The sequence below is a fragment of the Reyranella sp. GW821-FHT12G01 genome, assembly GCF_058806575.1.
Genome location: NZ_JBXAPV010000001.1, coordinates 3,060,212 through 3,081,873 on the forward strand (window position 1 = coordinate 3,060,212; position 21,662 = coordinate 3,081,873).

Sequence of the window (21,662 nt, forward strand, 5' to 3'; positions counted from 1 at the left end):
CCCCTCTATGTTACCGGCCAGACATCGGCCGCTTCCCATGAAACGCTGACACGCTCTCCCGGCGCGTGGGCCGTGCCGAGGAACGGCACGGCGACCACCACCGACTGATTGCCTTCGAGGGCCAGGTGGTAGCGCACCATCTGCCCGAGATAGATCGCCTCCACGACGCGCGCGGGTTTGCCCTGAACCTGGCCCTGCCCCTCGCCCGCCAGCCGCACGCGCTCCGGCCGCACCACGCCCTGGCGGCCGTCGGGCAAGGCGACGAAGTTGGCGATGCCTAAAAACTCCGCCACGAAACGGTTCGCGGGCTTGAGATAGGCCTCGGCCGGCGCCGCGACCTGCTGCGTGCGCCCCTTGTCGAGCACCATGATGCGGTCCGACAGCGACAGTGCCTCTTCCTGGTCGTGCGTCACCAGAAGCGTCGTGACACCGAGCGAACGCTGGAGCTGCTTCAGCTCGACCTGCAGCTCCTCGCGCAGCTTGCGATCGAGCGCGCCCAGCGGCTCGTCGAGCAGGAGGATGTCCGGCTTGAACACGACGGCACGCGCCAGCGCCACGCGCTGCTGCTGGCCACCGGAAAGCTGCGACGGGCGGCGGTTCTCCAGACCGTCGAGGCGGACCAGTTTTAGCGCATCGCGCGCCAGCCGGTCGGCCTCGGCTCCACCGATCTTGCGGACGCCGAGCGGAAACAGAACATTCTGCAGAACCGTCATGTGCGGGAACAGCGCGTAGGACTGGAAGACCAGCCCGATATTGCGCTCCTGCGCCGTCGCGTTGGTGACGTCGCGCCCGCCGATGAAGATTTGCCCCGAGGTCGGCCGGTTGAGGCCGGCAATCAGCGACAGCAAGGTCGTCTTGCCCGAGCCGCTTGGTCCCAGGATCGTAACGAATTCGCCTTGCGTCACCGAGAGGTCGACGGAGTCCGCCGCGGCAAAGGTGCCGTAGCGTTTGGTCACTCCTTCGAGGCGGATATCCGACATCTAGGCGCGTGCCACTTTCGCCATGGCGCGGTCCGCGGCGGCGAGAGTCTCATCGATGACCGATTTGTCGTGGGCCGTGGAGAGGAACCATTTGCCGGCCTGCTGGGCGCGCACGCCCTCTTCCTGCAGGGCAGCGTGAAGCGTCAGCATGCGGTCGCGATCGCAGGCCGCCGACTCGCGATAGTTCCGCGGCGCCGTGCCGGACGTGAAGAAGGTCTGGAAGATCGCCGGCATGCCCTGCACCAGGATCGGCAGCTTGTGCTTGGTCGCGAGCGACGAGAGCCCCTGCATCAATTCCTTTCCACGTGCTTCGAGATCGCGATAGACCGCGCCGTCGTTCGCTTCGAGGATATCCAGTGCCGCAAGGGACGCCGCCATGCTCTGGACGTTACCGTTATAGGTACCCCCGTGCATCACGCCCTTGTCGAGCAGCGTGTCCATGATGTCGCGCCGTCCGGCGACCATGGCGAGCGGGAAGCCCGCGGCGACCGCCTTCGCATAGATGCTGAGATCGGCCGTCACACCGAATTTGCCCTGCGCACCGCGCAGGCCGACGCGGAAGCCGGTGATGACCTCGTCGCAGATGAACAGCGCGCCGTGCTTGGTACAAAGCGCACGGACGCCCTCGAGATAGCCGGGCGCCGGCGGAATGGCGCCGCCATTCACCATCACCGGCTCCATGATCACGGCGGCGATCTCGCCGCGATGGCGCTCCAGCGTCTGCTCCAGCAGATCGAGATCGTTCCAGGCGCAGACCGCGACGTCGCCCAGCACGCTCGCCGGCATGCCGGGCGAGCCGGCAACCGGCACCGGCGCATTGGCGGGCCCCGCTTCGTTGAGCGGCGGCCGGGCGCTGATATAGGCCTGGTCGCTCCAGCCGTGATAGTGGCCCTCGAACTTCAGGATCTTGGTCCGGCCGGTGAAGGCGCGGGCGAGGCGGAAGGCCATCAGCACCGCCTCGGTGCCCGACGTCGAGAAGCGCACGACCTCGGCGCCCGGCAGCAGGCCGCACAGGCGTTCGGCAAGTTCGGTCTCGCGCGGATGCTGCGCGGCGAAGAGCTGGCCCTCGCCCAACGAGGCCGCGACGGCATCGACGACCTTCTTCGGCGCGTGGCCCAGAATGGCCGGGCCGTTGCCCAGCACGTAATCGATATGCACGTTGCCATCGACGTCGTAGAGGCGCGCGCCCTCGCCACGGGCGAAGAACAGCGGCACCGGGACGCTGGCGTAGCGCACATTGCTGCTGACGCCGCCGGCCAGGTGCTTTCGGGTCTTTTCGTAGAGCGCGATGGATTTCGCGTAGGAGCGCATGTCCCTCACCCAGCAAAAACAATGCCCACGGCAGCGGGGCGCCGCAGAATAATGTGATCACAAATCCGGGGAAGCGTAGCCGCCACTTCTCACCCCAGCAATGCATTTTTGTGATCACAAATTTGGAAAGCGTGCGCTAAGCTTCGCCACCGATGCGCCGTTCCGCCACCGCTCCGGATGCCGCCGACACCTCACTTCGCCAGCAGGTGTACGATTCGTTGCGCGAGGCGTTGACCGCAGGACGCTTCGCTCCTGGACAGAAAGTGACCTTCCGTTATGTCGCGGGCGTGCTTGGCGTCAGCCTCACCCCGGTGCGCGAGGCGCTACGTCGCCTGGTGGCCGAAGGCGCCTTCGAGATGAACCCCAACCGCTCGGTGCGCGTGCCGCTGATGACCCGTGACAAGGTCCTCGAGCTGCGCGACATCCGCATGGAGCTGGAAGGCCTCGCCTCGGCCAAGGCGGCGCTCGTGGCGACGCGCAGCCAGATTGCCGATATCCGGCGCGCCGCCCGCGAGATCATCGTCGCGCGCAATCGCGGCGACAGCGCCACCGACCGCCAGAAGGTGCGCGAGTTCCATTTCGCCGTCTATGCCGCGGCCCGCCAGCCCAACCTGCTGCGCCTGATCGAAAGCCTGTGGCTGCAGACCGGGCCCTACATGAACCTGCTCTATCCCGACTTCATCGCCTCCTCGCGCGGACCGGCCGGCCGGCAACGTCTGATCGAGGCATTGCAGGCGCGCGACGCCACGGCCGCCCGCCGCGAGATGGCGGACGACATTCGCCGCGCCCTTTCCTATGTCGCCGACCTCGCCGACGAGAACGGCAACATCGCACCGGCGGCCCCGGTGATCGCCAAAAAGCGACGCAGCCCGTCGGCGGGCGCCGCAGCCTTCGAAATCCGAGTTACCTGATCAGGAGAAGAACATGGCCACACAGCTCAGCAATCAACGCATCGCCTGGTTCAACGGCAAGTTCGTGCCCGAAAACCAGGTCATGATCCCGTTCCGCGACCGTAGCTGGAAATACGGCGACGGCGCCTTCGACATGACCCGCACCTTCAACGGCGTGCCGTTCCGCCTGAAGGAGCATATCGACCGCTTCTATCGCTCGCTGCGCTACCTGCAGATCGATCCCGGTCTCTCGGCCAAGGAAATGGTCGCGCACAGCGAGGAAGTCGTGGCGCGCAACGAGCACCTGCGCGCCGAGGTCGGCGACTGGTGGCTGGGCCAGCGGGTCAGCCGCGGCGTCGATGCGGTCGGCGACGAGGGCTGGGACAATGTCGGCCCGCAGGTCGTGATCGAGATGCTGCCGCTGCCGCTCGCCAAGCGCGGCAAGCTCTACCGCGAGGGCGCCGAGGCGATGACCACGACGGCGCGCCGCATCGCCCCGTCGATGCTGTCGCCGCGCGCCAAGACGCACAACTATCTCAACATGATCATGGCCGAGAAGCCGATCAAGGCGCTCAATCCCGACGCCTGGCCGATCCTGCTCGACGAGAACGGCAACCTGGCCGAGGGCCTGGGCAGCAACATCTTCATCGTGCGCGAGGGCCAGCTCTTCACCCCGTCGGAGCGCTACGTGCTGCCGGGTGTCAGCCGCCAGATGACCATGGATATGGCCAAGCAGCTCGGCATCGAGTGCACGCCGGGCGACGTCGACCTGTTCGACGCCGCCAATGCCGAGGAGATGTTCCTCACCTCGACCAGCCTGTGCATCCTGCCGGTCAAGAGCTTCAACGGCGCGCCGGTCGGCGACGGCAAGGCGCCGGGCCCGATCACGAAAAAGCTGATCGACGCCTACTCCAAGAGCGTCGGCTGCGATTTCGTGGCCCAGTACCTGAAGTTCTCGCAGTAGCGAACGGCGCCTTCGCAGGTGCATGGAGAGGGGGACGACTTCCCCCTCTCGCGGGCGTAGACTCCTCCGCGTGGTAGATCGCGCTCCGCCGTGATCACGACGGACGCGACCTTCGAACTTCGTTCGCAAGGAGGCAGTCATGGCCATGCAGAACCACGTGCGTAATCCCCTCGAATGGGGATGGGACCACCTGAAGCAGACAAGCCAGGCCGTCGGATCGGCGGCCGATACGCTGGACGGAGCCTGGGAGGATCGCGCCTCCACCGTTCCCACGGTGCGCCGCATCACCGCCGACGATGTCGGCGACGCCCTCGCCAAGGGCTTCCGCGATTTCGGTGCCTGCCGCACCGACATCATGATGCTCTGCCTGCTCTATCCGATCGCGGGCCTTGCGATTTCGCGCATGGCCTTCGACTATGGGATGCTGGCGCTGGTGTTCCCGCTGATCGCGGGCTTCGCGCTGGTCGCGCCGATTTTCGGTCTCGGCCTCTACGAGATCAGCCGGCGCCGCGAACGTGGCCTCGACACCCACTGGACCGACGCCTTCGCCGTCGCGCGCTCGCCCAACATCGGCTCGATCATGGTGATGGGCTTCCTGCTGCTGGCGATCTTCTGCCTGTGGCTGTTCGCGGCGAACCTGCTCTACACCGTCACCCTCGGCCCCGATGCGCCGGTTTCGGCCCAGGCCTTCGTGCGCGATGCGCTGACCACGCCGCAGGGCCTGACGATGACCTTCGTCGGTATCGGCGTGGGCTTCCTGTTCGCCCTGGTCGTGCTGGTGATCGGCGTCGTGTCGCTGCCGCTGCTGCTCGACCGCAATGTCGGCGTCGGCACCGCCATCGCGACGTCGGTGCGCGCGGTACGGATGAACCCGGGACCGATGGCGATGTGGGGCATCATCGTCGCGGCAAGCCTGGCGTTCGGTGCCCTGCCGCTGCTGATCGGTCTCGCCATCGCATTGCCGGTACTAGGCCACGCGACGTGGCACCTCTATAGAAAGGTCGTCGTCTAACAAGAAGAAGCAAAAGAGGGGGAGAATGCTCGACTGGAGCGTGAAACAGCCGGCCGACGGCGTCGTCGTCGCGCCGGACGAGCGGCTGCCGTGGCCGCAGACCGTGGCGCTGGGCATCCAGCATGTGGTGGCGATGTTTGGCGCCACCGTGCTGGGGCCCCTGCTGATGGGCTTCGATCCCAACGTCGCCATTCTGATGAGCGGCGTCGGCACCCTGATCTTCTTCGCCTTCGTAGGCGGCAAGGTGCCGAGCTATGTCGGCTCCTCCTTCGCCTTCATCTCCGTCGTGGCGGCGGCGACCGGCTATGCCGGCCAGGGCGCCAACGCCAATATCGCGATGGCGCTGGGCGGCATCGTGGTCTGCGGCGCGCTTTACGCGCTGATCGGGCTGATCGTGATGGCGAGCGGCACGGGCTGGATCGAGCGGCTGATGCCGCCGGTCGTGACCGGCGCCGTGGTCGCCGTGATCGGCCTCAACCTCGCCGCCGTGCCGGTCAAGAACATGGCGCCGACCTCGTTCGATGCCTGGATGCAGGCGGTGACCTTCGTGAGCATCGCGCTGGTCGCGGTCTTCACGCGCGGCATGACGCGGCGCCTGCTGGTGCTGGTCGGGCTGGTCATCGCCACCATCGCCTATGCCGTGCTGGCCAACGGGCTGGGCTGGGGCAAACCGGTGAGCGGCGAGCTGCTGGCCAAGGCTGCCTGGTTCGGCTCCCCCGCTTTCGCGGCACCTGTCTTCGACACCAGGGCGATCGTGTTGATCGCGCCGGTCGCGCTGATCCTGGTCGCCGAGAATCTCGGCCACCTGCGCGCCGTCAGCGCCATGACCGGCCGCAACATGGATCCCCATGTCGGGCGCGCCTTCCTGGGCGACGGCGTCGCGACCATGGTGGCGGGCAGCGTCGGCGGCACCGGCGTCACGACCTATGCCGAAAATATCGGCGTGATGGCCGCGACCCGCATCTACTCGACCGCGCTGTTCGTGGTCGCGGGCCTGTTCGCGATCTTGCTCGGCTTCTCGCCCAAGTTCGGCGCGCTGATCCACACCATCCCGCTGCCGGTGATGGGCGGCGTCAGCATCGTGGTGTTCGGCCTCATCGCCGTCGCCGGCGCCAAGATCTGGGTCGACAACAAGGTCGACTTCACGGAGAGCCGCAATCTCATGGTCGCCGGCATCACCCTCGTCCTGGGCACCGGCGACTTCACCCTGAAGTTCGGCGACTTCGCCATGGGCGGGATCGGCACGGCGACCTTCGGCGCGATTTTGCTGAACGCGGTGCTGGGAGCTGCGCGGCGGTAAAGCAAAAGCTCGTCGTCTCGACCGGAGCCGAGCGCAGCTCGGCGGAGTGGAGAGACCTTTTTTCGCCCGTTAGACGTCTATTGGCGGAAAAGAGGTCTCTCCGCTCCGCGCTGCGCGCTCCGGTCGAGACGACGGGTTTACCGTTCGATACGCGTTGTCTCTAAGCGCGGCGCCAGACGATCTGTTGCGTGCGGGCGGTGCCGGCGGCGAAGTCCGGGCCCGACAGGGTCAGCCGGTCACCGTCCAGCTTGATGTGTCGTGTCGAGCGCAAGCCGACCAGCGCCTTGTTGGTCGACAGCTCGATATTGTGGAACACAGTGCCATCGGCCAGCTCGTAGCGGCCCGCATAGGCAAAGCATTCGCTCGCATCGGCGCGCATGATGGTCGCGCTCACCTGCCCCTGCGGCGTGTAGAGGATGTAACCGCGCGCATCGGCACCCATCGGAAACTCCGGCGGGCGGCCGTCCTCGTAGAGGTACGACCAGCTCTCGAGCCGCCAGCCGCCCAGCAGGGCGCTCATTCGAACTCGACCAGTTCGGCGCCTTCCGGCACCTGCTCGCCCACGGCGTAGCGCAGGCTCTTCACCGTGCCGTCGGCCGGGGCCGCCAGCGTGTGCTCCATCTTCATGGCTTCGAGCACCAGCAGCGCCTGGCCCTTGCTCACCGTGTCGCCGGCCTTCACGCGCAAGTCGATGATCTTGCCCGGCAGCGGCGCCCGCACCATCGCATCGGCGGAGGCCGTCGCCTCGTACTGCGTGACGTCGAGCGGATCGACCAGCCGCAGCCGCCGGGCGCCGCCCTCCATGAACAGCGTGTAGTCGATGCCGCCGTCCAGGGCGGTGCGCCGGACCACCGTGGCCGCGAACGTATCCTCGTCCAGCCCGACCGACAGGCGACCATCCGCCAGACGCTGCACCCGCGCTTCGCGCGCGCCGCCCGGCAATTCGAGCCGCAGGCCACCGGCGCGCAGCCGGCGCGCGAGCACGATCACCTCGCGCTCGCCATCCTTCCAGCGCACTTCCTCATGGCCTTCGTCGAGCAGGCGGAAGCCGTTCTGATCGTTCCAGGGCGACCAGGGATCGCTCTCCGCGGGCTTGGCCGCGTCCTGCCATTCCAGCAGGCGCGCCAGGGTCGCGACGGCAAAAGCGCGGTCGCCGGCCGGCTCCGGCTTGATGAACAAGGTCGCGCGATGGCGCTCGATGAAGCCCGTATCGACTTCGCCGCCCACGAAAGCCGGATGCGAGCACAGCGCCTTCAGCAGCGCCGAATTGGTCGTGACGCCGACCACCTCGGTCTCGCCCATCAAAGCCGCCATGCGCCGCATCGCCGAGGCGCGATCGCGGTCGTGCACGATCACCTTGGCGATCATCGGATCGTAGAACGGCGTCACCGTGTCGCCCTGGCGCACGCCGGTATCGACGCGCACATGCGCGCCCTCCTCCGGCAGCTTGAGGTGCACCAGTGTGCCGGTCGAGGGCAGGAAGTTGCGCGCCGGGTCCTCGGCGTAGAGCCGGACTTCCACGGCGTGCCCGTCGATGCGCAGCTCGTCCTGTGTCAGCGGCATCTTTCCGCCGGCCGCCACCACGAGCTGCCATTCGACCAGATCCTGGCCGGTGATGGCCTCGGTCACCGGATGCTCGACCTGCAGGCGGGTGTTCATCTCCATGAAGAAGAAAGTGCCGTCCTGATCGGCGATGAACTCGACCGTGCCGGCGCCCTGGTAACCAATGGCCTTCGCGGCAGCGACCGCCGCCTCGCCCATCTGCTTGCGCCGCCCCGGATCCATGTTGGGGGCCGGCGCCTCCTCGATCACCTTCTGGTGGCGGCGCTGGATCGAGCAGTCGCGCTCGAACAGGTAGAGGCAGCCGCCGTGCCCGTCGGCGAAAACCTGGATCTCGATATGACGCGGCCGCGTCAGGTACTTCTCGACCAGCACATGGTCGTCGGCGAACGAGGCCTTCGCCTCGCGCTTGGCGCCCGCCAGCGCGTCGGCGAACTTTTCCGCGCTCTCGACCACGCGCATGCCCTTGCCGCCGCCACCCGCCGACGCCTTGATCAGCACGGGGAAGCCGATCTTCGCGGCCTCGGCTGCCAGCAGCTCCGGCGACTGGTCGTCGCCGTGATAGCCCGGCACCAGCGGCACCCGGGCCTTTTCCATGATCTTCTTGGCTTCGCTCTTGGAGCCCATGGCGCGGATCGAGGCGACCGGCGGTCCGATGAAGACGATGCCCGCCTTGGCGCAGGCCTCTGCAAAGCCCGCATTCTCGGACAGGAAGCCGTAACCCGGATGCACCGCCTGCGCGCCCGTGCGCTTCGCCGCATCGATGATCTTGTCGGCCACGAGATAGCTCTCGCGCGCCGCCGAGGGGCCGATATGCACGGCCTCATCGGCCATCGCGACGTGACGGGCGTTGCGGTCGGCGTCCGAGTAAACAGCCACCGTCTTGATGCCGAGTCGCTTCGCCGTCTTGATGACCCGGCAGGCGATCTCGCCGCGATTGGCGATCAGGATCTTGGAGAACATCAGAGAGCCCACTTCGGTTTACGCTTGGCGAGGAAGGCGCTCATGCCCTCGATCGCCTCTTCGGTCGTGCACTGGACGGCGACCTGCTCGCCGATCAGTTCCGCCACCGGGCCGTTGTGCGGCATGAAATCGATCTCGGTGACGAGCTTCTTGATCAAGGTCTGGACCGATGGCGCGCCCAGGCGCAGTTCTTCGGCAAGTGCTGCAACGGTGGCATCGAGCACATCCTCCTCGACCACCTGGTCGACAAGGCCGATGCGCAAAGCTGTAGCGGAATCGAATGTGCCGCCGTGCATCAGGAGCTGCCGCGCCATGCGTGGGCCGACCGCCTGAATCAGTACGGGGATGGCAATGCCTGCCAGCAAGCCGTTGCGCGCCGACGTCAGGCCGAAACGCGCCGAAGAGACGGCGATCGAAAAGTCACAGGCCAGCATCAGCCCCACGCCACCGCCCACCGCCGCGCCCTGGATACGTGCGATTGACGGTTTGGGGAAATCGTAGACCGCCTGAATGGCCGCCATCAGTGAATCGGCACCGACCTTGCGGGTGATGGAATCGAGTTCCGGCCAGGTCAGGACCCAGTTGAAGTCGCCGCCGCCGCAGAAGACCGGCCCTTCGCTCGCCACCACGAGCATGCGCACGGCGTCATCGGCGGCAAAGGCCTCGACGGCATCGATGATGGCGTGGGCCATGTCGCCATCGAAGGAGTTCATCTCCTTCGGCCGGTTGAGCGTGAGCGTGGCCACGCCACGCTCGATCTTCGTCAGGATGGTATCGGTCATCGCAATCCCATCACATCCTGAAGACGCCGAACTTGGTGGGGCCGATCGGCTGGTTCATCGAGGCCGACAGAGCGAGGCCCAGGGTCATACGCGTGTCGACGGGATCGAGGATGCCGTCGTCCCACAGCCGGGCCGAGGCATAGTACGGATGCCCCTCGCGCTCGTACTGCTCACGGATCGGCTGCTTGAACCTGTCTTCCTCTTCCTTCGACCAGGCACCGCCCTTGGCTTCGATATTGTCGCGCCGGACCGTGGCCAGCACGCTGGCCGCCTGCTCGCCGCCCATCACCGAGATACGCGCCGAGGGCCACATCCACAGGAAGCGCGGGCTGTAGGCACGGCCGCACATACCGTAGTTGCCGGCGCCGTAGCTGCCGCCGACGATCACGGTGAACTTCGGCACGTTCACCGTGGAAACGGCGGTCACCATCTTGGCGCCGTCGCGCGCGATGCCGCCCGCCTCGTACTTCTTGCCAACCATGAAGCCGGTGATGTTCTGAAGGAACAGCAGCGGGATGCCGCGCTGGCCGCACAGTTCGATGAAATGCGCCGCCTTCAGCGCCGACTCGTTGAACAGGATGCCGTTGTTGGCGACGATGCCGACCGGATAGCCCCAGATGCGCGCGAAGCCGGTGACGATGGTGGTGCCGTAGAGGTGCTTGAACTCGTCGAGCTCGCTGCCGTCGACCAGCCGCGCGATGATCTCGCGAATGTCGTAGGGCGTGCGGGTGTCCATCGGGACCACGCCGTAGAGCTCGTCGGCGGAATATTTCGGATCGCGCGGCGGCAGCAGCGACGCCGACGGAGACTTCTTCCAGTTGAGGTTGGCCACGATGCGGCGGGCGATGCCCAGCGCATGGCTGTCGTTGTGGGCATAGTGATCGGCGACGCCCGAGGTACGGGCATGGACGTCGGCGCCGCCCAGATCCTCGGCGCTCACGATCTCGCCGATCGCGGCCTTCACCAGCGGCGGGCCAGCGAGGAAGATCGTGCCCTGCTTGCGCACGATCACCGTCTCGTCGCTCATCGCCGGCACGTAGGCGCCGCCGGCCGTGCACGAGCCCATCACCACCGCGACCTGCGGGATGCCCTGCGCCGACATGTTGGCCTGGTTGTAGAAAATGCGGCCGAAATGGTTCTTGTCGGGAAACACTTCCGGCCATTGCGGCAGGTTGGCGCCGCCCGAGTCGACGAGATAGAGGCAGGGAAGCCGGTTCTCCATCGCCACTTCCTGGGCGCGGAGATGCTTCTTCACCGTCATCGGATAGTAGGTGCCGCCCTTCACGGTGGCATCGTTGCAGACGATCACGCACTCGACGCCGCTGACGCGGCCGATGCCGGTGATCACGCCCGAGCCCGGCGCCTCGTTGTCGTACATGTCGAGCGCGGCGAGCGGCGACAGTTCGAGGAAGGGCGATCCCGGATCGAGCAGCGCCCGCACCCGCTCGCGGGGCAGCAGCTTGCCACGCGCGACGTGGCGCTTGCGCGACTCCTCACCGCCGCCCAGGCGGACAGTGTCGGTGCGGCGACGCAAATCCTCGACCTGTGCGCGCATCGCTTCGGCGTTGCGCTTGAAGGTGTCGGAGCGGGTGTCGATCTGGGAGGAAAGTACAGTCATGCCCGGGCAAACTGCCCGGACCGGTGACCGGGTGCAAGCCGGCGGTTACGGCAGGCGAGAGAGTGACCGCCAGTGCGCGCCCTGGGCCATGAAGGCCCGCTGGTTGGCGAGTGCAGCTGCGAAGTCGGGATCGCGATCGGCCAGTTCCTTGACCACGATGTCGCTGTTCTTGCGGAAGGCCGCCAGCACGCTCGGCGACCATTCGCGGACGACCACGCCGGACGATTTCAGCTTCTCCAGCGCCAGGCCCTGGACGTTGGGCGAGCGGCCGAGCATCCAGGCGATGTTCGCCTGGCAAGCCGTCTCGATCTGCGCCCGGACCGAGGCCGGCAGGGCCGCCCACTTGTCCTTGCGCATCAGGAAGTCGAGGACGGCCGAGGGCTGCTGCCAGCCCGGCATGTAGTAAGGCAGGCCGAGCTTGTCGAAGCCGAGGGCGGCGTCCATGGCGGGCGTCGACATCTCGCCGCCGTCCACATTGCCCTGCTGCAGCTTGTAGAAGAACTCACCCGGCGGCAGCGGCACCGGCGTCGCGCCCATCCGGGCGATCACGTCGGCCGCCAGCTTGCCGTAGCGCAGGCGCTGGCCCTTGAAGTCGGCGACGGTGTTGACCTCGCCCCGGAACCAGCCGCCGCCCTTGGGGCCCTGGATGCCGCAGGGAATGCCGGCCACGCCCAGCTTGTCGTAGGCCTCACGGTGGATGCGGGAGCCGTCGCCCTCGAGCATCCAGGAGGTCATGTCCTCCGGGCCGAGGCCAAACGGAACGGTCGCGAAGACATTGAAGACAGGCGCCTTGCTGGCGGCATAGCCCGACCAGGTGAAAGCGGCTTCCAGGTCGCCTGAAACGATGGCGTCCAGCATGTCCGCCGTCGGCGTCACCCGCCCCGGCTCGACGATCTTGATGGAGAAGGCCCCGGCCGTCATGTGCTTGAGGGTCCGGGTGAACACCCGCACGCCCTCGCCCGAACCCGGCAAAGCGGGGTTGAAGGCGGTCTGCATCTGGATGACCCGGCCAGTCGAGGCGGCGGCCACGTTCTTGGCCGGCGGCTTGCTGTCCTGAGCGAAAGCACCGCCTGCCACCGCCAGCAACGCTGAGGTGAATGCTATTAGTTTCAAAAGGTTACGGCGCACGACCGACCATCCGTCGCCCGGCTCCCCCAAGTTCCCCCGGACCGCTTTTGCGGCCTTCACACCGCATGATGTTGGCACGCGGGATGACCGGGAACAAGCGAAAGGCGGGCCTATAAGGCTGCCAAACCACGGCCGATCAGGATGCGCTGGACGTCGCTGGTGCCCTCGTAGATCTGGCAGACGCGGACGTCGCGCCAGATCTTCTCCACCAGGTAATCGGAAACGTATCCGTAGCCGCCGTGGATCTGAATCGCGGCCGAGCAGACTTCCTCGGCCATCTCGGACGCATATAGCTTAGCCATTGCGGCCTCGGTGAGGCATGAACGGCCGGCATCGCGCAGCGTTGCCGCATGCAGAACCATCTGCCGCGCGACCGCAACCTTGGTCGCCATGTCGGCCAGCCGAAACAGGACGGCCTGATGATTCGCGATCTTGGTGCCGAAGGCTTCGCGCTCCTGGGCGTAGCTGCGTGCGGCCTCGAACGCAGCGCGCGCCATGCCGACCGACTGTGCAGCGATGCCGATGCGCCCGACCGAGAGGTTGGCCAGCGCCACGCGATAGCCCTCGCCCTCGCCGCCCAGCATCGCGTCGGCGCCGACCGCGCAGTCCTCGAAGGCGATCTGGCAGGTGTCGGAGGATTTCTGGCCGAGCTTCTTCTCGACCGAAGCGACGCGATAGCCCGGCGCGTTCGTCGGCACGATGAAGCAGGAGATGCCGCGCTTGGACGACGACGGATCAGTGACGGCGAAGACCAGCGCCATGTCGGCGGTACGGCCCGAGGTGATGAACTGCTTCACGCCGTTCAGCACCCAGCCATTGCCGCGCCGCTCGGCCCGCGTCTTGAGGTTGGAGGCGTCGGAACCGGCGTGCGGCTCGGTGAGGCAGAAGGCACCCAGCATCTCGCCGCGCGCCAGCGGCTTCAGCCATTTCTCCTTTTGCTCGGGCGAGCCATAGGCCAGCAGCGCCGCGCAGTCGGGCGAGTTGTTGACGCTCATCACGGTCGAGAGCCCGCCGTCGGCCGCCGCGATCTCCTCCAACGCCAGTACGTAGGACACCATGTCGGCGCCGGCGCCGCCCCATTCGGGAGGCACCGTCATGCCCATGAAGCCGAGGCGTCCCATCTCCGCCAGCAGCGACCGCGGAATCTCGCCAGCCGCTTCCCAGGCCCGCGTATGCGGCAGCACCTGCTCCTGCGCGAAGGCGCGGGCGGTGTCGCGGATCAGCTCCTGTTCTTCGCTGAGCAGCATGGCTACCAGGGCAGCTCGGCGCCGTCGTAGTTGAAGAACCGGCCATTGTCGGAGGTCTTCAGCCCTTCGATCACTTTCACCATGGCCGGCACGCTCTGCTCGATGGTGAGGGTGGCGCCGCCGCCGCCCATGTCGGTCTGCACCCAGCCCGGATGCAGCACGACGCAGATCAGGCCCTTGGAGGCCGTGTCCTTCGACAGGCTCTTCCATTCCATGTTGAGCGCCGTCTTGCTGGCGCGGTAGGCATAACGCGCACCGTCATTGTGCGTGATGCTGCCCAGGCGGCTGGAGATCGCGACCAGCTTGCGGTCCTTCGAGGCGGCGACATGGTCGACGAAGGCCTCGGCCATCATCAGCGGCGCCAGCGCGTTCACCTCGAATGTGTCGCGCCAGACCTTGGGATCGATGCGGCCGAGATCACCGGCCTCGCGTCCCGCCACGCCGGCGTTGCAGATCAGCACGTCGATCGCCTCGCCCTTGAGCTTGGCCGCCAGCGCCTTCACCGCCGCGTAGTCGGTGACCTCGAGCTGGTGGGCATGGATGTCGCCCTTGACCTGCTTCAGCGCCTCCGGCGCGCGGGCGCAGGCGTGCACCTTGAACCCCTTGGCGGCGTACTGCTTCACGAAGTCGAGGCCGAGGCCGCGCGCGGCGCCGGTGATCAGGACTGTGCTCATCGCATGCTCCTTCGATTTGGCAGGGACGCCCTAGCGGCGTGTCGACATCATCCGGGCGCGCTGGCGCTGCCAGTCGCGATCCTTGATCGATTGGCGCTTGTCGTGCGCCTGCTTGCCGGAGGCCAGAGCGATCTCGATCTTGGCGCGGCCGCGCGGGTTGAAATAGACCAGCAACGGCACGACGGTGCGGCCCTCGCGCTGGATGGCGCCGATCAACTTGTTGATCTGGGCACGATGCAGCAGCAGTTTCCGCGCCCGGCGCGGTTCGTGGTTGTTGCGGTTGCCCGAGGCGTAGATCGGAATGTTGGCATTGACCAGCCAGGCCTCGCCGCCCTCTTCCGTGACGTAGGACTCGGCGATCGTGCTGCGCCCGCCGCGCAGCGACTTGACCTCGGTGCCGGTCAGCGCGATGCCGGCCTCGAAGGTCTCCTCGATGAAGTAGTTGTGCCGCGCCTTGCGGTTCTGGGCCACAACGGTGCGGTCCAGTTCCGGTTTCTTGGCCACAGGACGCTCGTGAGTTTCTAGGACTCTCTATTTAGTTAGTGAGGCCGGCATGTACCATGGCTTCCTGCACGGCCTTCTTGCTGCTCTCGGCGATCGGCACCATCGGCAGCCGCATCTCGGCGCTGCACTGGCCGATCAGCTCGGCGGCGTACTTCACCGGACCCGGGCTCGTCTCGCAGAACATCGCCTTGTGCAGCGGCATCAGCCGGTCCTGCAGTTCGAACGCCTTGTCGAGGTCGCGCTTCTTCCACGCATCGTGCATGTCGCCGCACAGGCGCGGCGCGACGTTGGCCGTCACCGAGATGCAGCCGTCACCGCCCTGGGCCAGGAAGCCCAGCGCGCTCGCATCCTCGCCCGAGAGCTGGACGAAGCCCTTCTTCGCCTTGAGGCGGGTCAGCGTCGGGCGGGCCATGTCGTAGCTCGCGTCCTTGATGCCGATAATGTTCTTCACCTGCGACAGCCTGATCACCGTCTCGACCTGCATGTCGCCACCGGTCCGCGGCGGCACGTTGTAGAGCAGGATCGGAATGTCGACGGCCTCGGCCACCGCCTTGAAATGCTGGAACAGGCCTTCCTGGGTCGGCTTGTTGTAATAGGGCACGACCAGCATGGCGGCGTCGGCGCCGGCCTTCTTGGCATGCTGGGTGAGTTCGATCGCCTCGGCGGTCGAGTTCGAACCGGTGCCGGCGATCACAGGGACGCCCGAGCCCTTGGCCGCGCTGATGCAGATTTCGATGACGCGCTTGTGCTCTTCCATCGACAGGGTCGGCGATTCGCCGGTGGTGCCGCACGGAACGAGCCCGTCGGTGCCTTCCTTGATCTGCCAGGCCACGAACTTCTCGAATCCCTTCTCGTCCACCGATCCGTTCTTGAACGGTGTAATCAGCGCAACGAGCGATCCGGTGAACATGGCCTTCCTCCGATTTTCCCTTGATAATTCACTCTAGGCTTCGGGGTTTGGCGCTGCAAGGTGAGCAACTTGCCATTGTGATGCCGCAACTCCCTGCCTACGATTCCTAGCGTGAAAAACAACAAATCCCCCCTCATCTTGCTCGCGGCCCTGCTCGCGACCGCCCCCGCCCTGGCCCAGACGGCGGCGCCCACGACCGGCGTGCGGCGGCTGCCGGGCGACGTCGAGAAGCTCTCGCCGCCTTCTCCCGCACCGACCGTGCAGGGAAGCAGCGGCGCGGCCGCGCCCGTCGTGGCTCCCCTGACCTCCCAGCCCATCGCCGCCGCTCCGCTGAATGCCGCGGAGACCGCCGCCTTCGCCGCCGCGCTAAAAGCGATCGACGAGAACCGCTGGGCCGATGCGCAGGTCGCGGTCGCGAACTTCCGCAATCCTCTGCTCGATCGCTACGTCGCCTGGAGCATCCTGCGCGCCGCGCCGAAGACCGAGGCGAGCTTCGCCGCGACCTGGCGCTTCCTGCGCGAACAGCCCGACTGGCCCGAACCCGAGGTGCTACGCCGCCAGGCCGAGGAGCGGATCGGTCCGGAGACTCCCGCCACCGAAATCGTGCGCTACTTCACGGCGTTCCCGCCGCTCACCAGCACCGGCCACATGCGCCGGCTCGAAGCTGCCAGCACCGCCGCGCCCGGCGACGTCGCCCGCTTCGCACGCGACACCTGGCAGACCGCCACGCTGCGCGGCTCCGACGAGAACGACTTCCTCAATCGCTACGCCCAGCTTCTGACCGGGCCCGACCAGATCGCCCGCTTCGACCGCATCCTGCGCGAGGGACGCCTGGAGATTGCGCGCGGCCTCGTGCCCAAGCTGCCGCCGGACTATCAGCCGGTCGCCAACGCACGCCTTGCGATGGCGACGAAGGCGGCCGATGCCGGCACACTCCTGAAGGCCGTCTCGCCCGCGCGCCTCGCCGAAGCCCCGCTGCGCTTCGAGCGCATGCAGTGGATACGGCGCACCGGCACGCTCGACGAGGCCAAGGCGGCCCTCTCCGGACAGATCCCCAACCAGACCGACGCCTGGTGGAACGAACGCAATCTCGTCGTCCGCGCCCTGCTCGATGCCAACCGTCCGGCCGACGCCTATGCCGTCGCCGTCAACCACGGCCTCACCAAGGGCGTCGCGTTCGCCGAGGGCGAGTTCCTCGCGGGCTGGATCGCGCTACGCCAGCTCAAGAAGCCGGCCGATGCGCTGAAGCATTTCTCCACGCTGTATGACGGCGTCTCGACCGACATCTCGAAGAGCCGCGGCGCCTACTGGCTCGCCCGCACCTACGAGGCGGCCAAGCAGACCAAGGACGCCAACGACTGGTATGCGCGCGCTGCCGGTTTCGGCCAGACATTCTATGGCCAGCTTGCCGCCAAGAAGCTCCAGGGCGTCAGCCCCAAGCTGCCGGTCGACCCTGTCCCGACGACCGCCGAGACGCAGGCGCTGGCTGGCCGCGAGCTTACGGTCATGGCGCGCTATCTCGGCCAGGCCGGCGACTACGATCGCGCGCGGCCCTTCCTGCTGCGCCTCGCGCGCTCGATCACGGCGCCGGGTGAAGTGGCGGCGCTGGCCCAGCTCGCCCTCGAACTGAAGCGGCCCGATGTCGGCCTTACCGTGGCGCGGCGCGGCGCCGAGAACGGCGTGGTGCTGTTCGACGCGGCCTTCCCGATCGTCGATCTCGGCCCCACCAGTTCGATCGAGCGCCCGTTGGCCTTGGCGCTCACCAAGCAGGAGAGCTCGTTCAACGCCGGCGCGGTCTCGACATCGGGCGCGCTCGGCCTGATGCAGCTCCTGCCCGGCACGGCGCGCGACGTCGCGGGCCGCGCGAACGTGCCCTTCATCCAGGACAAGCTGACGCGCGATCCCGCCTACAACGTCCAGCTCGGCAGCCAGTATCTCGCCGAGATGCTGCAGCGCTTCGGCGGTTCCTACGAGCTGGCGCTCGCGGCCTACAATGCCGGCCCCAACCGGGTGGCGCGCTGGCTCGAATCGGGCGGCGACCCGCGCACCGCGAAGATCGACATGGTCGACTGGATCGAGATGATCCCCTTCCGCGAGACCCGCAACTACGTGCAGCGCATCATGGAAGGCGTGAACGTCTACCGCGACCGCCTGAACGGCCAGTTCAAGACCGTGCCGCCGGCGACCGGGCGGTCGTAGATCCGGGGACTGCCGTCAGAAACGTTCGGTGCGGCGCGGCGTTTGACCCTCGTCCAATTCCTCCGAGGTAAGCCATGACCGATGCCCTGCTCCTCGCCTGTCCTCGCTGCAGCACGCTGAACCGCTTTCCCCGTGAAAAGCTGGCGGCGGGCAACACCGGCAAATGCGGCCAGTGCGGCTCGCCGTTGTTCGACGGCCATCCCGTCGCCCTCGATGCCGCGAGCTTCGGAGCCCATGCCGAAAAGAGCGACCTGCCGGTGCTGGTCGACTTCTGGGCGCCGTGGTGCGGCCCCTGCAAGGCGATGGCGCCGCAGTTCGAGAAAGCGGCAGCCCGCCTCGAACCCGCCGTCCGATTGGCCAAGGTCAACACCGACGACGAGCAGGAGCTCGCCAGCCGCTTCGGAATCCAGGGCATTCCGACCATGATCCTGTTTCATCACGGCAAGCCGATTGCGCGCCAATCCGGCGCCATGGACGCGAGCGCCATCGAGCGTTGGACGCGCGACGCCCTCGCGCGCTGAGACTGTCGCGGCGGCTCCTGCCTTATCCCGCAATTCGCTGCACGGCAGCCGCCGGCAGTGCGCCCTTGTTCACCGCTGCAATCGCTTCCTCCAGGTGCTGGATCGTCGAGTAGCCGACCAGCATCGCCGAGACATTCGGGTGCGAGATCACGAAGCGCTCGCCGAGTTCGGTGAGGCTCGCGGCACCTGCTTCCTTCACCAGCGGCTCCAACTTCTGCGCGCGCGCCACGTCGCCCGCAAAGTCAGGCGCCGAGCCGATCGGCGGGACCTGCTGCTGCGCCAGCGGATGGCGGTCGGTCGTGCCGGCGAGCGCACCACCCGCGAGCGCGCGGATGACGATGGTGCCCATGTCGGCGGCCTTCGCGCGATCGAGCAGGCGGCCATAGTCGAGGCCGGGCGCGCCCTTCGGCATCGGGCCACCGGCGCTGGGGTTCAGCGCGTTGTAGACGACCTGCACCGTATCGAAGAGCTTCGAGTCGACGGCCTTCAGGAGCGCGGCGGGTTCGCCCACGCCGCTGAAGCCGATGAAGCGCGTCTTGCCTTGCTTGCGCAGTTTCTCCAGCGCCGGCACCACCTCGTTCAGCGCGATCTCGACGTCGAGATTGTCGCCACCGTCCTTGGCCGTCAGTGGATTGTGGAGCTGCAGCAGGTCGACATGGTCGCGGCCCATGCGCTTCAGGCTTTCCTCGGTCGAGCGGATGACGAGGCCCGCGACGTCGGCGCGATCGGCGGCGGTCAGGCGGAACTTGGTGCCGACGACGACATCGGCCTTCAGCGCCTTCAGCACGCGGCCGAGATTCTTCTCCGACTCGCCGTCACCGTAGCGCGCGGCGGTGTCGAAGTAATTGACGCCGGCCTCGATGGCGCGCGCCACGGCGCGCTCCTGGTCGTTCGCCGCGCCCTTGGTGAACAACCCGCCCACCGCACCGGCGCCGTAGCCCAGCACCGAAACCTCAAGGCCCGTCCGGCCAAGCCTGCGCTTCTGCATCTCTTCCTCCACGATCATTTGATTGGTGTGGCGCGGCTTTGGGCTCGCGCAGGTAACGGCTCAGTCTTCGACCCAGACCTGGCCCTTCTCGTTGTCCACGACGACATGGTTGTCGTAGTAGGTGACGGTCGGCCTGGCGCCGAAGGCCGCCTCCATGCGGGTCTCCCACTCCGGCGTGTACCAGGCGCGGGCCGCCTGTTCGGAATCCCAGATGTAGACCCCGCCCCCGCCGGCCTCGCCGTTGAGGTAGTACTTCTTCAGCAGGCCCTTGGCGCCCAGCGCCGTGTAGGTCGGCGCCGACTTCCGCGCGGCCTCGACCGCAGCATTCCGGGGGCGCTTCGACATGGGGATTTGAACGATGGCGATGAACATGCTTGTTAGCCTACGGTCTACGTTCCCGCGGAGCAATTGAATGGCCGCTGCCCTGCCCGGCATCGAGATGTGCGTCTTTGACGCCTACGGCACGCTGTTCGATTTCAACTCGGCGGTGGCGCGCCATCGCAGGGCGGTCGGGCCTTCCGCTGGTGCACTGTCTGAGATGTGGCGACAGAAGCAGATCCAGTACACGTGGCTGCGCAACGCCATGGGCGCCTATGCGCCGTTCTGGCAGGTGACCGGCGAAGCACTCGACCATTGCCTGGCCGCGCATCGCATCGCCGACGCCTCCGTGCGCGAGCGGTTGATGGGCGCCTACCTGGCGCTCGAACCATTCCCCGAGGCGCCCGGCATGTTGGCCTGCCTGTCACGCGCCGGCATGCGCACCGCGATCCTGTCCAACGGCAATCCCGGCATGCTCGATCCGATGGTCGCGGCCTCGGGCCTCGCCAACCATTTCGAGGCCGTCCTGAGCGTCGACCCGGCGCAGGCTTTCAAGCCCGATCCCCGGGTCTATCGCCTCGTCGAAGCGCGTTTCGGCGTCACGCCCGACAAAGTCTGCTTCCTGTCGTCGAACTGCTGGGATGCCCATGGCGCCGCGCAGTTCGGATTCAAAGCGGTCTGGGTGAACCGCACCGGCGCGCCCGACGACGGGCTGCCGGGCGCGCTCGCCGCCCAGGTGCGCGATCTTTCCGACCTTCCTGACCTGATTGGTGTTCAACGATGAGTTCGCTGCCGACTTTTGCCACCCCGACCTTCGCTGACGTTCAAGCCGCCGCCCGCCGTCTCGAAGGCGTCACGATCCGCACGCCCCTGCTCGAAAACGAGCGCGTCAACCGCAAGCTGGGCGGCCGCCTCTTCCTCAAGGCCGAGTGCCTGCAGCGCACCGGCTCGTTCAAGCTGCGCGGCGCCTACAATTTCCTCGCCTCGATGAGCGAGGCCGATCGCGCCAAGGGCGTGGTCGGCTGGTCGTCGGGCAACCACGCGCAAGGACTGGCCGAGGCGGCGCGCCTGCTCGGCATGAAGGCCACCATCGTGATGCCGGCCGATGCGCCGGCGCTCAAGGTCGCCAACACGCGCGCCAGCGACGCCGAGATCGTGCTCTACGACCGGGTGAAGGACAGCCGCGAGGAGATCGGCCAGGGCATCGCCACCAAGACCGGCGCCACCATCGTGCCACCCTACGACCATCCCTGGATCCTGACCGGCCAGGGCACCGCCGGCCTCGAGATCGCCGAGCAGGCCAAGGCACTGGGCGTCACGCTCGATGCCGTCGCCGCGCCCTGCTCCGGCGGTGGCCTGGCGACCGGCGTGGCGCTGGGCGTCAAGGGCATCAGCCCCTCGACCAGTGTCCATGCCGGCGAGCCCGCAGGCTTCGACGACCTCGCCCGGTCGCTGGCCACGGGAACGAAGCAGAAGAACGAGAAGCTCTCGGGCTCGATCTGCGACGCGCTGCTGGCGCCGACGCCGGGCGACGTCACCTTCCCGCTGGCGCAGAAGGTCCTGGGACCGGGCCTCGTCGTCACCGACGAGGAAGTGCTGGATGCGATGGAACTGGCGTTCCGCGAGTTCAAGCTGGTGGTCGAACCGGGTGGCGCCGTGGCGCTCGCCGCCGCCCTCACCGGCAAGCTGCCCGTTCAGGGTCGCGCCGTCGCCGTGGTCTGCTCCGGCGGCAATGTCGATCACGCGACCTTCAAGCGGGCGCTGGAGCGGATGGGCCGCGCCGCCGGATGACG

General features: G+C 67.3%; 21 protein-coding genes. 8 read left to right on the forward strand and 13 right to left on the reverse strand.

What is annotated here, in order from left to right; genetic code table 11:
* Positions 1 to 5: 5 nt before the first annotated feature.
* Complete coding sequence (locus tag AC1RP5_RS14775; RefSeq protein ID WP_493111678.1) at positions 6 to 980, reverse strand: ABC transporter ATP-binding protein; 975 nt, start codon at positions 978 to 980, stop codon at positions 6 to 8.
* Positions 981 to 2,291: an aspartate aminotransferase family protein gene (locus tag AC1RP5_RS14780; protein WP_493111680.1), complete on the reverse strand. Its 1,311-nt coding sequence runs from the start codon at positions 2,289 to 2,291 to the stop codon at positions 981 to 983. It abuts the gene before it with no gap.
* Positions 2,292 to 2,443: 152 nt separating this feature from the next.
* Between AC1RP5_RS14780 and AC1RP5_RS14785 the strand changes: the two genes are divergently transcribed.
* From AC1RP5_RS14785 to AC1RP5_RS14800, 4 genes are all read left to right on the forward strand, one after another.
* Positions 2,444 to 3,202 (forward strand): GntR family transcriptional regulator, encoded by a 759-nt coding sequence (locus tag AC1RP5_RS14785; protein ID WP_493111682.1) that lies wholly within the window; start codon positions 2,444 to 2,446, stop codon positions 3,200 to 3,202.
* Between the two features lie 13 nt (positions 3,203 to 3,215).
* Positions 3,216 to 4,145 (forward strand): aminotransferase class IV, encoded by a 930-nt coding sequence (locus AC1RP5_RS14790; RefSeq protein ID WP_493111684.1) that lies wholly within the window; start codon positions 3,216 to 3,218, stop codon positions 4,143 to 4,145.
* A gap of 139 nt (positions 4,146 to 4,284) precedes the next feature.
* Positions 4,285 to 5,157: a DUF2189 domain-containing protein gene (locus AC1RP5_RS14795; RefSeq protein ID WP_493111686.1), complete on the forward strand. Its 873-nt coding sequence runs from the start codon at positions 4,285 to 4,287 to the stop codon at positions 5,155 to 5,157.
* A gap of 25 nt (positions 5,158 to 5,182) precedes the next feature.
* Positions 5,183 to 6,457, forward strand: coding sequence for a solute carrier family 23 protein (locus tag AC1RP5_RS14800; protein ID WP_493111688.1), 1,275 nt, complete (start codon positions 5,183 to 5,185; stop codon positions 6,455 to 6,457).
* Between the two features lie 160 nt (positions 6,458 to 6,617).
* On the opposite strand, the gene AC1RP5_RS14805 is transcribed toward AC1RP5_RS14800, so the two are convergent.
* The 9 genes from AC1RP5_RS14805 to dapA form a co-directional block, all read right to left on the reverse strand.
* Entirely contained in the window at positions 6,618 to 6,977 is a 360-nt protein-coding gene (locus AC1RP5_RS14805) for a lipocalin-like domain-containing protein (RefSeq protein WP_493111690.1), read from the reverse strand.
* Positions 6,974 to 8,980 carry an acetyl-CoA carboxylase biotin carboxylase subunit gene (locus tag AC1RP5_RS14810; RefSeq protein WP_493111692.1) on the reverse strand — a complete coding sequence of 669 codons (2,007 nt, stop codon included), beginning with the start codon at positions 8,978 to 8,980 and terminating at the stop codon, positions 6,974 to 6,976. The genes AC1RP5_RS14805 and AC1RP5_RS14810 overlap by 4 nt, the downstream gene beginning before the upstream one ends.
* Positions 8,980 to 9,762 (reverse strand): enoyl-CoA hydratase/isomerase family protein, encoded by a 783-nt coding sequence (locus AC1RP5_RS14815; protein WP_493111694.1) that lies wholly within the window; start codon positions 9,760 to 9,762, stop codon positions 8,980 to 8,982. The genes AC1RP5_RS14810 and AC1RP5_RS14815 overlap by 1 nt, the downstream gene beginning before the upstream one ends.
* A 10-nt stretch (positions 9,763 to 9,772) precedes the next feature.
* Positions 9,773 to 11,380 carry a carboxyl transferase domain-containing protein gene (locus tag AC1RP5_RS14820; protein WP_493111696.1) on the reverse strand — a complete coding sequence of 536 codons (1,608 nt, stop codon included), beginning with the start codon at positions 11,378 to 11,380 and terminating at the stop codon, positions 9,773 to 9,775.
* Between the two features lie 45 nt (positions 11,381 to 11,425).
* Positions 11,426 to 12,508, reverse strand: coding sequence for a TRAP transporter substrate-binding protein (locus AC1RP5_RS14825; RefSeq protein ID WP_493111698.1), 1,083 nt, complete (start codon positions 12,506 to 12,508; stop codon positions 11,426 to 11,428).
* Positions 12,509 to 12,618: 110 nt separating this feature from the next.
* Positions 12,619 to 13,755, reverse strand: a complete 1,137-nt coding sequence (locus tag AC1RP5_RS14830) for an acyl-CoA dehydrogenase family protein (protein ID WP_493111700.1) — start codon at positions 13,753 to 13,755, stop codon at positions 12,619 to 12,621.
* 2 nt (positions 13,756 to 13,757) lie between these two features.
* The gene (locus tag AC1RP5_RS14835; RefSeq protein WP_493111702.1) at positions 13,758 to 14,429 is read right to left on the reverse strand and encodes an SDR family oxidoreductase; all 672 of its coding nucleotides are present in this window, start codon (positions 14,427 to 14,429) and stop codon (positions 13,758 to 13,760) included.
* A 30-nt stretch (positions 14,430 to 14,459) separates the two neighbouring features.
* Entirely contained in the window at positions 14,460 to 14,933 is a 474-nt protein-coding gene (gene smpB / locus AC1RP5_RS14840; RefSeq protein WP_493111703.1) for an SsrA-binding protein SmpB, read from the reverse strand.
* A gap of 31 nt (positions 14,934 to 14,964) precedes the next feature.
* Positions 14,965 to 15,843 (reverse strand): 4-hydroxy-tetrahydrodipicolinate synthase, encoded by an 879-nt coding sequence (gene dapA, locus AC1RP5_RS14845; protein ID WP_493111705.1) that lies wholly within the window; start codon positions 15,841 to 15,843, stop codon positions 14,965 to 14,967.
* Between the two features lie 111 nt (positions 15,844 to 15,954).
* Here dapA and AC1RP5_RS14850 point away from each other — a divergent pair, with 111 nt between their 5' ends.
* Both AC1RP5_RS14850 and trxC read left to right on the forward strand, forming a co-directional pair.
* Complete coding sequence (locus AC1RP5_RS14850) at positions 15,955 to 18,042, forward strand: lytic transglycosylase domain-containing protein (protein ID WP_493111707.1); 2,088 nt, start codon at positions 15,955 to 15,957, stop codon at positions 18,040 to 18,042.
* 74 nt (positions 18,043 to 18,116) lie between these two features.
* The gene (gene trxC, locus AC1RP5_RS14855) at positions 18,117 to 18,563 is read left to right on the forward strand and encodes a thioredoxin TrxC (RefSeq protein WP_493111709.1); all 447 of its coding nucleotides are present in this window, start codon (positions 18,117 to 18,119) and stop codon (positions 18,561 to 18,563) included.
* A gap of 22 nt (positions 18,564 to 18,585) precedes the next feature.
* Here the strand turns inward: trxC and AC1RP5_RS14860 are convergent, their stop codons facing one another.
* Positions 18,586 to 19,551, reverse strand: coding sequence for an aldo/keto reductase (locus AC1RP5_RS14860; protein WP_493111711.1), 966 nt, complete (start codon positions 19,549 to 19,551; stop codon positions 18,586 to 18,588).
* Positions 19,552 to 19,611: 60 nt separating this feature from the next.
* Positions 19,612 to 19,896, reverse strand: a complete 285-nt coding sequence (locus AC1RP5_RS14865) for a monooxygenase (RefSeq protein WP_493111713.1) — start codon at positions 19,894 to 19,896, stop codon at positions 19,612 to 19,614.
* 67 nt (positions 19,897 to 19,963) lie between these two features.
* Here AC1RP5_RS14865 and AC1RP5_RS14870 point away from each other — a divergent pair, with 67 nt between their 5' ends.
* Positions 19,964 to 20,653 carry a haloacid dehalogenase type II gene (locus AC1RP5_RS14870; RefSeq protein ID WP_493111714.1) on the forward strand — a complete coding sequence of 230 codons (690 nt, stop codon included), beginning with the start codon at positions 19,964 to 19,966 and terminating at the stop codon, positions 20,651 to 20,653.
* On the forward strand, positions 20,650 to 21,660 hold the full coding sequence (locus AC1RP5_RS14875; RefSeq protein ID WP_493111716.1) for a threonine ammonia-lyase: 1,011 nt from the start codon (positions 20,650 to 20,652) through the stop codon (positions 21,658 to 21,660). Before AC1RP5_RS14870 ends, AC1RP5_RS14875 begins: the two co-directional genes overlap by 4 nt.
* The last annotated feature ends 2 nt before the right edge of the window (positions 21,661 to 21,662 follow it).